The following is a 14,554-nucleotide window of genomic DNA, read 5'->3' on the forward strand; positions in this document are numbered from 1 at the left end:
CGCCAGCCGCCAAGAGCTGCCCAGGGAGGACACCGGATGAACAACGTCAACAAGCCCGAACGTGCCACCCAAGACCGGGTGATCGAGCTTTTCACCGAGAAGCTGGGCTACCGCTACTTGGGCGACTGGTCGGAGCGTAAGGGCAACCACTGCATCGACGAAGGGCTGCTGACGGCCCACTTGGCTGGCCAGGGCTACGGCCCGGCGCATATCACCGCGGCCTTGCACAGGCTGCGTGCCGAGGCCCTGCTGCACGGGCGCACGCTCTATGCCGCCAACCAAGCGGTGTACCAGCTGCTGCGCTACGGCGTGTCGGTGAAGGTGGCGGCTGGCGAGTTGAGCGAGACGGTTCATCTGGTGAATTGGGATCAGCCTGCCAGCAACGACTTCGCCATCGCAGAGGAAGTGACGCTCAAGGGCGGATACGAACGGCGGCCCGACATCGTGCTGTACCTCAACGGCATCGCCGTGGGCGTGCTGGAGCTGAAGAACAGTCGCGTGGGCCTGGGTGAAGGAATTCGCCAGTGCCTGTCGAACCAGCAGCCGGAGTTCAACGACTGGTTCTTTAGCACTGTGCAGCTGGTGCTGGCCGGCAACGACTCCGAAGGCCTGCGCTACGGAGCCATTGAGACGCAGGAAAAGTACTTCCTCACCTGGAAGGAAGACGAGGCCAACAACGCGGGCTACAAGCTTGACAAGTACCTAGCCAAGCTATGCGGCAAGCAGCGCCTGCTGGAGCTGATGCACGACTTTGTGCTGTTCGACGGCGGCGTAAAGAAGCTGCCGCGAGTACACCAGTACTTCGGCATCAAGGCGGCGCAGACACATGTGCAGCAGCGGCGCGGCGGCGTCATCTGGCACACCCAGGGCGCCGGCAAGAGTATCCTGATGGTGCTGCTGGCCCGGTGGATCCTGGAAAACAAGCCCGCGGCACGCGTGGCCATCGTCACCGACCGGGACGAGCTGGATCGGCAGATCGAGCGCGTGTTCAAGGATGCAGGTGAGATCATCCACCGCAGCCAGAGCGGTCGCGACTTGATGGCCCAACTGGCGCAGCCCAATCCGCGACTGCTGTGCTCGCTGGTGCACAAGTTCGGCCGTCGGGATGTGGACGACTTCGAGGCCTTCCTGCGTGACCTAGCCGCGCAGCCCAGCCAGACGCAGGGCGAGATCTACGTCTTCGTGGACGAATGCCACCGCACTCAGGGCGGCAAGCTGCACCGGCTGATGAAGGCCATGATGCCCAACGCAGCGTTCATCGGGTTCACCGGCACACCGCTGCTCAAGAGTGATGCGCAGACCAGCCTGGAGGTGTTCGGTGGCTACATCCACACCTACAAGTTCGCCGAGGCCGTAGAAGACAAGGTGGTGCTGGACCTAGTCTACGAGGCCCGAGACATCGACCAGAAGCTAGGCAACACAGACCAGATCGACCAGTGGTTCGAAGCCAAGACCAAGGGCTTGAACGACTGGCAGAAGGACGAGCTGAAGAAGCAGTGGGGCACGATGCAGAACGTGCTCAGCTCACGCGCCCGCATGGACCGGGTGGTGGCCGACATCGTGTTCGACTTTGCCGTGAAGCCGCGGCTGTCGAACGAGCGCGGAAACGCCATCCTGGTGGCGTCCAGCATCTACGAGGCTTGCAAGTACTTCGTGCTGTTCGGCAAGACGGTGTTCAAGGGTCGCTGTGCGGTAGTCACTTCGTACAACCCGCAGGCCTCCGACATTAGCAAGGAGGAGACCGGCGCCAATACCGACACCGACAAGCAGTTCATCTTCGGCACCTACACCGAGCTGCTGAAGGACGTGGCGGCCGGGCCCGGCAAGACCAAGACTGAAACCTACGAGCAGCAGGTGAAGGACCGTTTCATCAAGGCGCCCGCCCAGATGAAACTGCTGATCGTGGTCGACAAGCTGTTGACGGGCTTTGACGCCCCGCCTTGCACTTACCTGTACATCGACAAGTCGATGCAGGACCACGGTCTGTTTCAGGCCATCTGCCGAACCAACCGGCTGGACGGCGACGACAAGGACTTCGGCCACATCGTCGACTACAAGGACCTGTTCAAGAAGGTGGAGAAGGTGATTGCCGTCTATACCGCCGAGCTGGACCAAAGCGCTGGCGGCGGTGATCCGGAGATTCTGCTCAAGGACCGGCTGGTGGTTGGTCGCGAGCGTCTGGACGATGCCGTGGAGGCCTTGGCCCTGCTGTGCGAGCCGGTGGAACCGCCCAAGAGCGACCTGGAGCACATCCACTATTTCTGCGGCAACACCGAGATTGCCGATGATTTGAAGGCACGCGAGCCACACCGCGTGGCGCTCTACAAGGCTGTGGTGGCGTTGGTGCGCGCCTATGCCAACCTGGCTGACGAGCTGGAGGCGACGGGCTACACACCCGCACAGATCGACAATCTCAAGTCACTGCAGAAGCACTACCTGAACCTACGCGAGATCATCCGCAAGGCGGCCGACGAGACGCTGGACCTGAAGCCCTACGAGGCGGACATGCGCCACCTCATCGATACCTACATCGAGGCCCAGGCCCCGCGGAAGATTTCGCCGTTCGACGGCATTGGCTTGCTTGACTTGATCGTCAAGACGGGCATCGCGGACGCGATTGCCGAGCGCCTGGCCGACATGAAAGGCAACAAGGAGTCCATCGCCGAGACGATCGAAAACAACGTCCGCAGCAAGATCCTGAAGGAGCAGCTGACCGACCCGGCCTACTTCGCCAAGATGTCGTCGCTGCTGGACGAAATCATTCGCCTGCGCAAAGAGAAAGCCATCGAGTACGAGGACTACCTGGCGCGCATCGCCGACGTTGCGAAGAAGGTGAGCGCCGGGAAGGCCGACGACACGCCAGTTCAGCTGAAGACGGCTAGCCAACTGGCCCTCTACAACAACCTGAAGGACCACGTGTCAGCCGACACGGCGCAGGAGCCCGAGGCACCCTATGCTGGCAAGACACTGGCGCTGGACAAGGCGCTGAAGCTGGACGCTGCCATCAAGGCTAAGAGGCCGGACGGTTGGCGTGGAGTGGTGGCGAAGGAGCAGATGGTCAAGCAGGCGATGTTCGATGTGCTGCAGGACATCAAGGAAGTGAATCGCCTGTTCCCTATCGTCTTCGCACAGAAGGAGTATTGACCCGTGCGGGACATGCTCGATTTGGGCGAGTTGCACGCGGAGGTCACCCGCAAGGCGATTAAGCACGTGCACCTGAGTGTGCTACCGCCGGCGGGCAACGTGCGCGTGGCAGCACCCGAGACTATGCCGCTGGAAACGATTCGCTTGTTCGTTGTGTCGAAGCTGGGTTGGATCAGGTCACAGCAGCGCAAGCTGCAGGCGCAGGAGCGCGAAACGCCTCGTGAGTTCCTGAGCAAGGAAAGCCACTACCTGTGGGGCAAGCGCTACCTGCTGGAGATCACGCATGCGGACGCCGCACCCGCGGTCAGCGTTAGTCCCAGAAAGCTTTACCTCCAGGTGCGCCTTGCTTCCAATCAGGGCCGTTGCGAAGAGGTGCTGGATGCCTGGTATCGACAGCAAATTCGTGATGCGGTGCCGGCGCTGCTCGACAAGTGGCAGCCCCTGCTGGGGGTAAAAGCGCGGCGCGTCTTTGTGCAGCGCATGAAGACAAAGTGGGGCAGTTGTACGCCCGAGTCAGGTTACATCCGGCTCAACACTGATCTGGCCAAGAAGCCGCCGGAGTGCCTAGAGTACATCGTAGTGCATGAGCTGGCGCACCTCCTTGAGCCGACCCACAACGCGCGGTTCTCGGCGCTGATGGACTTGTACTTGCCACATTGGCAGCACTTGAGGAAGCAACTAAACAGCTTGCCGATTAGGCATGAAGAGTGGGGCTTCTAGTCGTACTTGCATGGCTCGACCGGACATCGCATTCGCGCCCGTCACCACATAACCTGCGAAGATTGGCTAAAACGAGGAGTTCAAAGTGATTGAGGTTATCTGGGGTTCTGCACGAGAGAAGCCAGTCGCGTCCAGGATGTTGGCAGAGGCGTTGAGCGCGCACGATGACGCACATGGCTACCTCTACATCGGCTACCCAATTATCGGTTCGCCCACCGGTCCAATGAAAATGGATGCCATTTTGGTGTCGCCGCAATATGGTCTGGTCGCCTTCGATTTAGTTGAAGGGACGGAGCTCGGCGACTTTGAAGCGCGTCAGGATGACATCGCCTCCATGCTCGAAGTTCGATTAAAGCCCCACGCTGGACTAAAGAGTGGTCGAGCCTTGAAGTTCGACATAAACGTTGTCACGTATGCCCCAGCGAAACAAATTCTACCTAATACGCAGCCGCCATATTTTCTTGCCAACGGCGATAATCCGCTATCGGTAATCAGGAATTTTCGATGGGAAGCTTCCGGAGACGTGTACAAGAATTTAGTTGCGGCAATTCAGGTCGTCACCTCCATTCGAGCCGGTAGACAGAAGCGGGAACCTACAAAGGCTGATTCACGCGGCGCCAAGCTCAAGCGAATCGAGGAATCGATCGCGAATCTTGACCAACATCAATCTCAAGCCGTTATTGAAACCGTCGATGGCGTTCAACGAATTCGTGGACTTGCCGGCTCTGGAAAAACTATTGTCTTGGCGCTCAAGGTCGCCTACCTCCACGCCCAAAACCCCGATTGGCGCATCGCGGTTACGTTCAACACTCGATCATTGAAGGAACAGTTCCGTCGACTAATAAACAACTTCACAATCGAACAGACAGGCACAGAGCCCGATTGGGAGCAGATCGATATTATTAATGCGTGGGGCGGCCCCGGCGACAAGGAGCGCGACGGCGTCTATCACAAATTTTGCCGAGCAAATGGTATCGATTTTCTTGATTTCTCGACAGCCAAAAGAAAATTCGGAGAACAGAAGGAATTTTCAGGTGCTTGTGCAGAGGCAATAGCTTCCGTTAGCAATCCTGTTCCGCTCTACGACCTTATGCTAATTGACGAAGCTCAGGATCTCCCTATCGAATTCCTGAGACTATGTTACAAGTCGCTTTCTGACCCCGGAAGGCTTGTATACGCCTACGATGAACTCCAGTCATTGACGGGCGCATCTGTCTTGCCCCCAGAAGAGCTATTTGGCAACGCTGCGGACGGAACACCAATTGTCAGGCTAAATCAGGATGATGGCGGCCCCAGGCAGGACATCATTCTTGAGAAGTGCTATCGAAACTCGCGCCCGTTGCTTGCCACGGCCCATGCCTTAGGATTCGGAATCTATAGAGAACGCGGACTGGTACAGATATTCGACCAAGACGCGCTCTGGACGGACGTGGGTTATGTCGTAGAAGACGGCGTCTTGGCCGAAGGGATGCAAGTCACGCTGGCCCGCACGCCGGATACATCCCCCGAATTCTTGGAAAACCATTCGCCCATCGACGATCTAATTCAGTTCAAGAAGTTCGATGGAAACACTGAGCAGACGGATTGGCTTGTGCAGGCGATTCAAGCTGATATACGAGAGCAGGATCTTCGGCCAGAAGACATCGTGGTGATCAATCCAAACCCGCTCACTACGCAGCGAGAGGTAGGGCCAGCCAGACAAAAACTCTTTGCAGCTGGCATTAACAGCGAATTAGCAGGCGTCAGTACGTCTGCTGATATTTTCACCAAGGCTGGTTGCGTAACATTTACCGGAATATTTCGCGCAAAAGGTAACGAGGCGGGCATGATTTACATCATGAATGCGCAAGATTGCGCATCGGGGTGGGATAAAACTGCAACAGCCCTTGGAAGGAATCGTCTATTTACCGCTATCACCCGCTCTAAGGCATGGGTGCGTATACTTGGCATAGGGCCCAACATGGATGTCTTGATCCAAGAATGGAACAAGCTTCGCGCCAACGACTACAAATTGCACTTCAAATACCCGACAGCCGCCGAAAAGGCTCAACTTAGGATAATTAACAAAGAATTGCAGGGTCGTGGCCGGCGTCGCAGGAAGGCAACCAGGCTTCAGCGTGATCAATTACTGCAGGCAGTCGAGCGCGGCGAGGTCGACCCAGATCAGTTGATCTTGGAACTCGAAAATCTTAAAAGATCGGGAAGGCTCTGATGAGCCCGGAAGCGGTTCGAAAGCAAATCGTGGACTTGATCGACCGGCTATTGTCGTCAAGCATTTCTGTCAAGCAATTCCAGCCCTCCGTTCGGATCCAACAAAAAGGTGAAACATGGATTGGTCGTCGAGCAAGTACAGCCATAGCGTTGCGAGACATACCTTATGACGTTGCGTACAACGAGCTTGAAGCGAATGACGCGTACGACGTAAAGCTAATCGACGGTGGCCTACTCCTTCTTCAATATCGATTTAATGAAGCGGGAAAGCTCCTTCAGCATCGACTCGGTTATTTCCCTAGTCCGGCCTTACCAACAATTGATGAAGCACCGGGCCTATATGAGCAAGACGAGCTGTATGGCGACATCGTCGCCAAGCGACTTGTCAGATTTCCGATTCGATTCGACTACGCACCGGCGGACCACAAAGACGTGTTCCATCCAGCGTCCCACTTGACACTAGGGCAGTATGAAAACTGTCGAATTCCGGTTACAGGACCAGTTGGACCAAATAGTTTCGGAACGTTTATCGTAAGAAACTTCTATAGTCGCGCATATACGAAGCATAAAAATACATTCGACAAAAGTGCGCCGGCGCTCGAACGAGTTGAGTGCATTACATCGGCTGAACGGCGTATATCCCATTTCGTCCATGCCCGCTAAATAGTACCTGAGAAGTTTCAGATACAGGTCGGCCCATATTTATCCGGCATCGCGAGGGCCACCTCTTAGTGACTTTGACCCTAGTCATTTGCACAGTCCTACGCCTGTGTCGAGGACAAGAGATGGACAGAGTCCGGGGAATCAAGGGCCAGATCAGTAGCGTTGCGCCTAATCGGTGCCTTGAAGGAAGAAGTCATTGAAGGACAGAGACAAAGGGAAAAAGGCGGCCACTCGCTGGGATTGACGTTTGACGCTGCGTAGCTGCCGCACCAAGCCATCAGTCGACAGAAAACCAATACATTTGCTCGGCGGCACTATGTCCTGATCTGCTGGCAGAGAAGAGGGCAGAAGTTTTAGTCGCCAAACAACATCCATTTGCTGGCGTTCAGCCTATCCTGCACTCAACATGTCTTCGCTATTGATCTCGCTTGAGCCCCCGGCTCGCGACGATTTTTAGTCAAAAGTCATCGCGCCACGCCGCCCGTTTTGGGTTGACGATCGGCTCAATGAAAGCCCATCTAAAGCCCGCCGGAAGAATCTGAAAAATCGCCGTAAAACCCGCGCGAACAGACTGCGATCCGCCCGCGAAAGACTCGACAAGCTCCTGTCAAAAGGCACTGCGATGCCCGACCCCCTCCGCTTCCCACGACGCTCTGCTGCGCTTGACGCCGGAGCCGGTTGCAGTCCATCGACCTTCGCCGAGCGGTGACAACGATGCGCCTCCTCCCCTTGCAACCGCCCGGCCGCATGTCCCGCAAGGCTCGGGCCTACACGCAAGAGATCGCGCAGCTGCGCGCCGAGGGCTACACGCTGGAAGCTATCCGCGAGGCGCTGGCCGCCGCTGGCGTGCATGTGAGCCTCAGCACAGTCTGGCGCGAAGAGCTTCGCGCTTCGGATAGCACCCGACCGGTGACGGTGAATCCGGCCTGCAGCAGCACTCCGCCCGTCGCGCCCCTACCCGCTCCAGTTTCGGATCTGACGTCCTCGCCGGAGACACCGGCGCCGCCGTCCACTTCCCCGGGCACTTCCGCCGCTGCGCCCCCTGCCGCACGAACCGGCAAGGACGTCGCGGAAGCCTTCAGGCGCAGCCAGAGCACCAACCCCTTCATCCGTGCAAAGGAGAAATCATGAAGATCGCCGTGATCAACTTCTCGGGCAATGTCGGCAAGACCACCATCGCCCGCCACTTGCTGCTGCCGCGCATCCCTGGCGCCGAGTCGATTTCCGTCGAGAGCGTCAACGCCAGCGAGGGCGAATCGACGGCCATGCGGGGCAGGCAGTTCGGTGCGCTGCAGGACTACCTGCACACGATCGAGAGCGCCGTGGTCGACATCGGCGCCAGCAATGTCGACGACTTGATCCACCTGATGCGGGTGTACCGGGGAAGCCACGCCGACTACGACTACTTCGTCGTTCCGACGACCCCGGCCATCAAGCAGCAGCAGGACACCATCGCGACCCTGGTCGACCTTTCGCAGCTCGGCGTCCCGCCCGCGCGGATCAAGCTGGTCTTCAACATGGCCGAGTTCGGGACGTCCGTGGATGAGAGCTTCTTCCTCATCACCGCTTTCCTCAAGGACCAGGCGATCTGCACCGCAGATCCGTCCTGCTGCCTGGGTGCCAACGACATCTACGGCCGGCTGCGCCGGATGGACCCTTCGCCCTCCATCGCCGAGCTGGCCGCGGACGAGACCGACTACAAGGCCTTGATCGCGGCGGCCACGAACACGCAGGACAAGCTGGCCCTGGGGCAGCGGCTCGCGACGCTGCGCCTGGCCCAGCACGTCGGCGAGGAATTGGATGCCTGCTTCGAGGCGCTTCGCCTTGGCGCACCACCGGCAGCGCTTGCCGCTGCACCCACACACCGCGCAGCCGCACGGAAGGCGGCGGCATGAGCGCGCCCGGTGGAGCACGCGAGATGCTCATCCTGGAGGCCTTGGGCGACGTCGGAAAGCTGCTCGACCGGGTCGACGAGGTGAAGGCCAGCCTTGCAGCGAGCTGCGAAGCACTGTCGCAGGCCAGTGCCGCACTGCAGGCGCAGTCGGCCGCCATCGACGCACGCATCACGAGGCTGACCGACGCCGCGACGGCTCATGTCGTGAAGCACATCGCGCAACAGGCAGACAAGGCAACCCGCCAGTCGATCGACCTGCACCTCCGGGCCATGGATGAGGCAGCGCAGGCGCTCTTCACACGCAACGTCGGCCCTGCAATCCACCGCCTGACACAGCCGCTGCAGCGTCTGTATGAGGTCGTCAAGGAGACGTCGAATCCCTGGAACAGTTGGCTGACCCATGCGGCTTCGGCGATCCTCGCGGGGACGCTGACCTGGTTCCTGTTGAGCGGCCTGTGGCGCCCGTAGCCTGGCGGGCGTTCGAGTCGCTGCGATGACCCGGGGCTTGGACATCCGCGGGCCGGCTCCGGCGGGTGACCGAGGGGGCGATCTGCCCGGCAACGCGCGAAGCGAAGTTCTGCAGCCGGGCAGTTCGACCAGCGGGCCGTTCACGCGTCGCGTGAAGGTGAGAAGCCCGCGGTCCGCGGGCACGGGAAGGGCCGCGTACTGTCACCACGTGTGGGGATCGACCGTCGAATCGCGTGGCAACACTCTGTACGTCGGCGCAAGCTCGTGCGGATGGGCGGTGTAGGCGACGCCACCTTGAAGTGCTCCATGGATTACTGAGCCTGGCTTCGGCCCTCGCCTTCTTCTCCCCTTGGCGGGAGTTTTTCGTGATGACGACGAAGAGCCTTGTAGTCCCGCCCTCAAGACGGAGTTCCTCGTTTGCAGGACTAGGCGCTGCCAAAACTGATCGTCGCCATCGAGCGGTCCAGGCTGGAAGCGGCCGGACGACGTTGGCTGATGACCGGCAGGTGGCGACCCGTTACGGTCCTTGGACTCGCGCGGCCGGCCGGCCGCTTTGCAGCGTAAGGGGTCGGTCACGCTGGCGAGCCCAACGTCAGCTGCCCGCCCTGTACCGGCAGTTCGAAGGCTAGGCCATGTCCGATGGCTTCACCTTTATCACCGGCGACTTCCAGCAGCGCCGAGTTTAGCCAGAACTCGCGGTCTCCGGCCCTGCTTGGAGGGTTAGCCGCAGCCTTTAGCACGACCCCAGCGCCCAGAGGACGGCGAGCACCGCCCAGGGCCGCTGGCACCCGTTGAGCTAGCTCATTCAGGAGCGGCCAGGTTGTCAGCCGCCCCCGGCTGTTGCCTAAGCGTGGCGATGATCTGAGCGCCCAGCTTCAAGGCTTCGGCTGCTTGCGCAGGTGGGATGATCTGCGCATGAACTGCGGCATTGCAGACAGAGAGAACTGACCTCATCGGTTCCTGCAGGAACGCGAGGCTCGGTTGCTGCTGTACAAGTTGCTCGAACATGTTATTAATCGACAGGAACCGCGGCTTTGCCGATGTGGCGACCGTGAAGCTGCGGCCAAGGATCGTTCGCAGCAACCGTTCAATGTCGATGCGAACCTTTGCCAAGGCGAAGTTCACGTCGTCGTCGGCCTGCAGTTCCTTGGTGACCTCTTCCGCCTTCTCACGGCCCTGCTGATTTAGTTCAGCATCGACCCTCTCGCCTTGCTGCCGCATCAAATCGGTCATGTACACGTTGAACTGCGGGCTGACGATGTTCGAGCTGATCACCGACACCGTGTTGCGCACCTCGGCCTTGAACTCGCGCAGTTCTTCCTTTGCAGCAAACGCCTCTTCCTTGGCCTCCTTGACCTTTTGTTCCAACTCTAGCCAGGAGCCGACCTTGACCTTGTTGAAGAACGGCATGAACAGGAAGAACAGCGTCAGCCCGACGAAGAGCGCATCGCCGCCGAGGAGTTCCGCCTTCGGCGGGTATCCCGCCTTGCTGATGAAGCCGACGCCGAAGTAGGCCGCAACGACCCAGGAAAGGATGGCGAGCAACCAATTCATCACTTGTAGCCTGAGCGTTCGAGGCGACGGAGAAGCAGCGAGGCGAACGTGAGGTGATCCAGACACACGTCCGGGTCGTCGCTTAACTCGACCTCGTGGCCGCCCGGGTTGCGGATGGCCACGACGGCACCAGCGAAGACAAACCTGTACCCGCGTTGCTCGTCCTTCTCGCTGAGGCTCGCTAGCCCGTTCAGCTTTAGTACGGGGCCGTCCGGATTGAAAACGGTCATCATCAGCTTCTCGCCGATCTCCGCCACGTTCGCGTGCTTTTGCACTACCTTCTCGACGTATTTGAAGGCGAGGAACGTTGCCTCGGCACCATGCCCGTTATCGAACAACTTGCGCACCTTGGGCGGGAAGCCGGAGTGGACGTTGCGAAGCTCAAACGGGTGAGCCGAGGCCCCACCGCCGATGACTTCATCAGCTATCTCCGGCGCGGGCGTGCGCCTGACGACCTGCTCGAACAGCTCAAGCGCTATTGCCATTGAGTAGGTTCTCGCGGATGCTCTTGAAGATCGCGTCGTACGTCGCCTGATCACCTCCAGCTGGAAGATTGATCTCGATGCGCACGGTGAGCCCCATGCCGCCAGCCGACGAGCCCTGGCCATGCGCGGCAGGAGTCAGTGCAGGCGCGGGCGGATTGGCCGCGGCCAGCGCAGGAGCCGGAACGGGCGCGACCGTCGGTGAAGACGCGCGCTTCGTCGGAACCGTAGCGGCCTTCTTTGCTGCACGGGCTATGCCGTTCGATGCCGCGCGCGGTATGGGAGTGGCACCTTCTGCCAGCTTTCCACCGATGCGGGCGAGGGTCTGGAACGTCGTCGCTTGACGCTTACCGACCACATCGCTTGTACCGTCATGGTTGCGGAAGAACGAGATCAGCTTGTCGAGGGACAGCGCCCACGCGCTGTCACCGTGCAAATCGAACAACTCCTTGTACGCGCCCTGCACGAGCTTCGCGAAGCCGTCCTGGAACTCGGCGTTGTCGTGCTTGTTGAACACCGGCACAGCGGCGGGAGCCTTCTTGTTTTCAGCATCAAGGACACCGACAAACTTGAGGATGTTAAGGATGTACGTCTCGTTGTTCGGCGCGATGCCGAGCTTTCTCAATGTATCAGCGGTGACCGCCGCTGGGAAAGATCGCCGCAGCTGGGTGATCAGTTGCGTCACGCCGCCTGAACCGGACATATACGGATGCTTGTCTGCCACGCTCGCTCCTCCTTTGTGATCTGATTGTCGCTAAGCGGCCTGATTTTGTAACCGACTTGGGGCCAGTGCCCAAGGTATGTGTCGTCTCGACACGGACGACTGAGGAGTAGCGAACGTCAGGTTTCGGAGCCCGGTGCACTTGCGCCGCGAAAGCCGACCGACCGCAATCTGCCTAGACCGGTCGTCGCGCCCGGCGCGTTATGCGGCAGCTCCTGGCCGACACCTCCCTCCGGCAAGCCCAATGCGTCCCCGGCTCTCATCGCTAGGCGCTCTGCATTGGGGCTACCATCACACGCCGCCGTGTGGCGGGCTAACCTTTGAAAAACATGGCAGACGTTGATGTCGGGAAACTGTCCTACGCAGAACTGGTCGCACTGAAGACTAAGCTCGAGCAGGAGATCGTGGGGAAGCGGGAAGAGGAACTTAAGGTCCTCGCCGACGGCTATGCGAAGAAGCTGATCGCCGCGGGATTCGGCATTGAAGAAGGCATCAAGGCCTTGCTGCCGTACACCGAAGCCAAGCGGCGCGGAACTGCCACGCCGTCGACGTCAACTGCGCGTGTTCTCTATCGCGATCCCGCCAACCCAGAGAACACCTGGAGCGGCCGCGGCCAGCCCGCCAGGTGGCTGAGCCAGTATGTGTCTCAGGGCCGGCAGCGCGAAGAATTTCGCGTCGAATCCTAAGTCAAACGGACCGCGAGGAAGCGACCTGCCGAGCTAATAAAGCTCCAACGTGGCGTTCCTCCGATCAAGAAGACCTGGGGCGTGCCTGGCTCCAATGATTCAGTTCCGACTCCCGCCACGCGACGGCTCGCTCGCCTATTCGGACGGGCTTCGGAAACTTGTCTTCGGCGATCATCTTGTAGATCGTCGATCGGCCAAGCCCCGTCAGCCGGCGGACCGTCGGCATACGCAACAGGGCCTCAATGGCGGAGTCGGTCAACGTCTCACCCTGGGCTTGTGCTTGCATAACGGCTCCCTGCAGCGAGTGGATGCCTACAACTCTAGTCGCCCTGCGAATCGCCAGCGCGATGAATACTGAGGAAAATCTTGCATGCCCACCGAGGGAGGCTCCCCGGCGCAGTTCTCGGCAGTTTGTATGAGTTAAAAGACAGTAAGCATAGGCAGCCGCCGACGTCGAGCGAGGTCAAGCAAATGGTCTGCGCTCACCTGTCAATGTCCGGACCGGCCCTGCCGGCCTTTCGCTCATGGGGCAACTGCCGCTGCTGCGGTTCCCGGTCAAGCGGGTGCGCGCGGTGCCCCTGCCCCAGGATCTTCCGCGCGACCGGCAAGTCCTTGGCGAATTGCGCCACGTCCTTGGCGAGCTTGCGGTCCCCCGCCGATTCCGATGTGGCCAAGGCGTTGAGGATGTGTGCCCAACTCTCAGCCGCCATCGAACGGCTGCTGGCCTGCTTCGATCCGGTCTTGCTCGCCGGCGGTGAATACCACAGGCGCCCTTCCTCCCTCGCGCGCTGGCGCCACAGCGCCTCATAGTTGCGCGTTACACCTCGCGTCGGCTGCCGCGTTGCCTCGGCATCGATGCCCCATCCCCGTAGCTTCTCTGCAAACGTCTCGCGCCATCGATGCAAATCGGCCTTGCGAGGGTTCAATCGCTTCCCGGTCGAGGACTCGGCGCGGACGCTGAGGTGGACGTGGGGATTGGCCTGGTGCCCATGCAGGACCATGACATAACGGTGTCCGTCCAGCTCGGCCTTGGCGAACTCGCGCACGGCCTTCTTCAGAAGATCCGGGTTCGTCCCTGCCGGCATCGACAGCATGATGTTGAAAGCCTCCCGCCGGTCGCTGACTTCGTCGATGAACGATCCGCCATAGCGCCACTGGTCGACCAGGTCATGCAGGGCTTCCTTGCCGGTGCGCACCACGCCGCGGTCGTCCTCGATCTCCAGACGGCCGTTCTTGCTGATGTAGCGGAAGTGCGCCGCAATGGCCCCCATGCCCCTACCGCCACCCGTCACCTTGACCATCACCTGCGGTGCCCGTCGAACCGTTGCTTCGATGCGCTGCCGGATGACGGAGGCCTTGCGTCGCAGCATCGTGCCAAGCCGCGGCGTTGGCGGCGATCTGACGACGCGGTTGCCCGGATAGAACAGCCGCTCACCCCAGGTGACCAGGACTCCATCGATGGCGGGCCCGGTCATCGCCGGCCCCGTCTTGCGGCTCGGACCTCCGCGATCAGCGCCGAGGCCAGGGCAAGATGCTTCCGCACGTCCTCTGCGACGGACACCACGCTTGCGCGATAGGGCTGAAGCTCGGCATTCGGAAGATGTCCGAACAAGCGCACAAAGGCGTTCAGGTCTGCGCCCAGCACCGCGAGGTGATCCGTCGATCCCCTCAGCGCCTGGACGGCGGCATCGTGGCTCTCGGGCAAGGGCACCGGGCAATCACCGTCCAGCAGCGCGCTGACGTAGGCGCCCTGCGACATCTCAGCAACTCGGGCGCGCCGTGCCAGGCGCACCGCGTGGTCCGCAGAAACGCGCAGCGTGACCTTGATCGTTCCAGCGGAGACTGGCGCAACACTCACATCCAGTCGGTCGCCGGCCGACTCGGCGTCCAGCGCTTGTACAAGCGCCAAGCGGACTGCCGCGGCAGGCGTTCTCCCGCGGGCAGCTGCATACACCTTCAGCCGTGGCCCGAGCCCTCGCAGATCGATCGAGACGCGCTCGCGTGCGCCACC

General features: G+C 60.4%; 14 protein-coding genes. 8 read left to right on the forward strand and 6 right to left on the reverse strand.

The genetic code is table 11. The features are described from left to right. Window positions 1–36 precede the first annotated feature (36 nt). The 7 genes from SNE35_RS02640 to SNE35_RS02670 all read left to right on the forward strand — a co-directional run bounded on the left by SNE35_RS02640 (window position 37) and on the right by SNE35_RS02670 (window position 9,100). On the forward strand, window positions 37–3,144 hold the full coding sequence (locus tag SNE35_RS02640; RefSeq protein WP_320421261.1) for a type I restriction endonuclease subunit R: 3,108 nt from the start codon (window positions 37–39) through the stop codon (window positions 3,142–3,144). A gap of 12 nt (window positions 3,145–3,156) precedes the next feature. After that, window positions 3,157–3,864, forward strand: a complete 708-nt coding sequence (locus tag SNE35_RS02645; RefSeq protein WP_320421604.1) for a M48 family metallopeptidase — start codon at window positions 3,157–3,159, stop codon at window positions 3,862–3,864. Window positions 3,865–3,949: 85 nt separating this feature from the next. Then, a complete protein-coding gene (locus SNE35_RS02650; protein ID WP_320421263.1) occupies window positions 3,950–6,076 on the forward strand; it encodes a DEAD/DEAH box helicase in 2,127 nt (708 codons plus the stop codon). Further along, window positions 6,076–6,738 carry a DUF2290 domain-containing protein gene (locus SNE35_RS02655; RefSeq protein ID WP_320421264.1) on the forward strand — a complete coding sequence of 221 codons (663 nt, stop codon included), beginning with the start codon at window positions 6,076–6,078 and terminating at the stop codon, window positions 6,736–6,738. Before SNE35_RS02650 ends, SNE35_RS02655 begins: the two co-directional genes overlap by 1 nt. 747 nt (window positions 6,739–7,485) lie before the next feature. Next, window positions 7,486–7,869 carry a hypothetical protein gene (locus SNE35_RS02660; RefSeq protein WP_320421265.1) on the forward strand — a complete coding sequence of 128 codons (384 nt, stop codon included), beginning with the start codon at window positions 7,486–7,488 and terminating at the stop codon, window positions 7,867–7,869. Further along, the gene (gene stbB / locus SNE35_RS02665) at window positions 7,866–8,633 is read left to right on the forward strand and encodes a StbB family protein (protein ID WP_320421267.1); all 768 of its coding nucleotides are present in this window, start codon (window positions 7,866–7,868) and stop codon (window positions 8,631–8,633) included. Before SNE35_RS02660 ends, stbB begins: the two co-directional genes overlap by 4 nt. Window positions 8,634–8,656: 23 nt before the next feature. Next, window positions 8,657–9,100: a hypothetical protein gene (locus SNE35_RS02670; RefSeq protein ID WP_320421268.1), complete on the forward strand. Its 444-nt coding sequence runs from the start codon at window positions 8,657–8,659 to the stop codon at window positions 9,098–9,100. An 801-nt stretch (window positions 9,101–9,901) separates the two neighbouring features. On the opposite strand, the gene SNE35_RS02675 is transcribed toward SNE35_RS02670, so the two are convergent. Genes SNE35_RS02675 through SNE35_RS02685 form a run of 3 tightly spaced genes read right to left on the reverse strand, consistent with a single transcriptional unit; the run spans window position 9,902 to window position 11,860 of the window. Continuing rightward, on the reverse strand, window positions 9,902–10,654 hold the full coding sequence (locus tag SNE35_RS02675; RefSeq protein ID WP_320421269.1) for an ATP synthase subunit B family protein: 753 nt from the start codon (window positions 10,652–10,654) through the stop codon (window positions 9,902–9,904). Continuing rightward, window positions 10,654–11,139, reverse strand: a complete 486-nt coding sequence (locus SNE35_RS02680; RefSeq protein ID WP_320421270.1) for a TIGR02391 family protein — start codon at window positions 11,137–11,139, stop codon at window positions 10,654–10,656. Before SNE35_RS02680 ends, SNE35_RS02675 begins: the two co-directional genes overlap by 1 nt. Beyond that, window positions 11,123–11,860 (reverse strand): DUF5343 domain-containing protein, encoded by a 738-nt coding sequence (locus SNE35_RS02685; RefSeq protein ID WP_320421271.1) that lies wholly within the window; start codon window positions 11,858–11,860, stop codon window positions 11,123–11,125. Before SNE35_RS02685 ends, SNE35_RS02680 begins: the two co-directional genes overlap by 17 nt. Before the next feature lie 326 nt (window positions 11,861–12,186). Here SNE35_RS02685 and SNE35_RS02690 point away from each other — a divergent pair, with 326 nt between their 5' ends. After that, a complete protein-coding gene (locus SNE35_RS02690; protein ID WP_320421272.1) occupies window positions 12,187–12,543 on the forward strand; it encodes an H-NS histone family protein in 357 nt (118 codons plus the stop codon). A 64-nt stretch (window positions 12,544–12,607) separates the two neighbouring features. On the opposite strand, the gene SNE35_RS02695 is transcribed toward SNE35_RS02690, so the two are convergent. The 3 genes from SNE35_RS02695 to SNE35_RS02705 all read right to left on the reverse strand — a co-directional run bounded on the left by SNE35_RS02695 (window position 12,608) and on the right by SNE35_RS02705 (window position 14,452). Beyond that, the gene (locus SNE35_RS02695) at window positions 12,608–12,829 is read right to left on the reverse strand and encodes a helix-turn-helix transcriptional regulator (protein WP_320421273.1); all 222 of its coding nucleotides are present in this window, start codon (window positions 12,827–12,829) and stop codon (window positions 12,608–12,610) included. Window positions 12,830–13,025: 196 nt separating this feature from the next. Further along, on the reverse strand, window positions 13,026–14,018 hold the full coding sequence (locus SNE35_RS02700) for a relaxase/mobilization nuclease domain-containing protein (RefSeq protein WP_320421274.1): 993 nt from the start codon (window positions 14,016–14,018) through the stop codon (window positions 13,026–13,028). Then, complete coding sequence (locus tag SNE35_RS02705) at window positions 14,015–14,452, reverse strand: hypothetical protein (protein WP_320421275.1); 438 nt, start codon at window positions 14,450–14,452, stop codon at window positions 14,015–14,017. The genes SNE35_RS02700 and SNE35_RS02705 overlap by 4 nt, the downstream gene beginning before the upstream one ends. Window positions 14,453–14,554 lie beyond the last annotated feature (102 nt).

The sequence above is a fragment of the Roseateles agri genome, assembly GCF_034043675.1.
In the GTDB taxonomy this organism is placed as follows: Bacteria; Pseudomonadota; Gammaproteobacteria; order Burkholderiales; family Burkholderiaceae_C; genus KK5.

Coding starts and splice junctions, on each gene's coding strand:
- SNE35_RS02640 (WP_320421261.1), top strand. CDS start 37: ATGAACAACGTCAACAAGCCCGAACGTGCCACCCAAGACCGGGTGATC.
- SNE35_RS02645 (WP_320421604.1), top strand. CDS start 3,157: ATGCTCGATTTGGGCGAGTTGCACGCGGAGGTCACCCGCAAGGCGATT.
- SNE35_RS02655 (WP_320421264.1), top strand. CDS start 6,076: ATGAGCCCGGAAGCGGTTCGAAAGCAAATCGTGGACTTGATCGACCGG.
- SNE35_RS02660 (WP_320421265.1), top strand. CDS start 7,486: ATGTCCCGCAAGGCTCGGGCCTACACGCAAGAGATCGCGCAGCTGCGC.
- stbB (WP_320421267.1), top strand. CDS start 7,866: ATGAAGATCGCCGTGATCAACTTCTCGGGCAATGTCGGCAAGACCACC.
- SNE35_RS02670 (WP_320421268.1), top strand. CDS start 8,657: ATGCTCATCCTGGAGGCCTTGGGCGACGTCGGAAAGCTGCTCGACCGG.
- SNE35_RS02675 (WP_320421269.1), bottom strand. CDS start 10,654: ATGAATTGGTTGCTCGCCATCCTTTCCTGGGTCGTTGCGGCCTACTTC.
- SNE35_RS02680 (WP_320421270.1), bottom strand. CDS start 11,139: ATGGCAATAGCGCTTGAGCTGTTCGAGCAGGTCGTCAGGCGCACGCCC.
- SNE35_RS02690 (WP_320421272.1), top strand. CDS start 12,187: ATGGCAGACGTTGATGTCGGGAAACTGTCCTACGCAGAACTGGTCGCA.
- SNE35_RS02695 (WP_320421273.1), bottom strand. CDS start 12,829: ATGCAAGCACAAGCCCAGGGTGAGACGTTGACCGACTCCGCCATTGAG.
- SNE35_RS02700 (WP_320421274.1), bottom strand. CDS start 14,018: ATGACCGGGCCCGCCATCGATGGAGTCCTGGTCACCTGGGGTGAGCGG.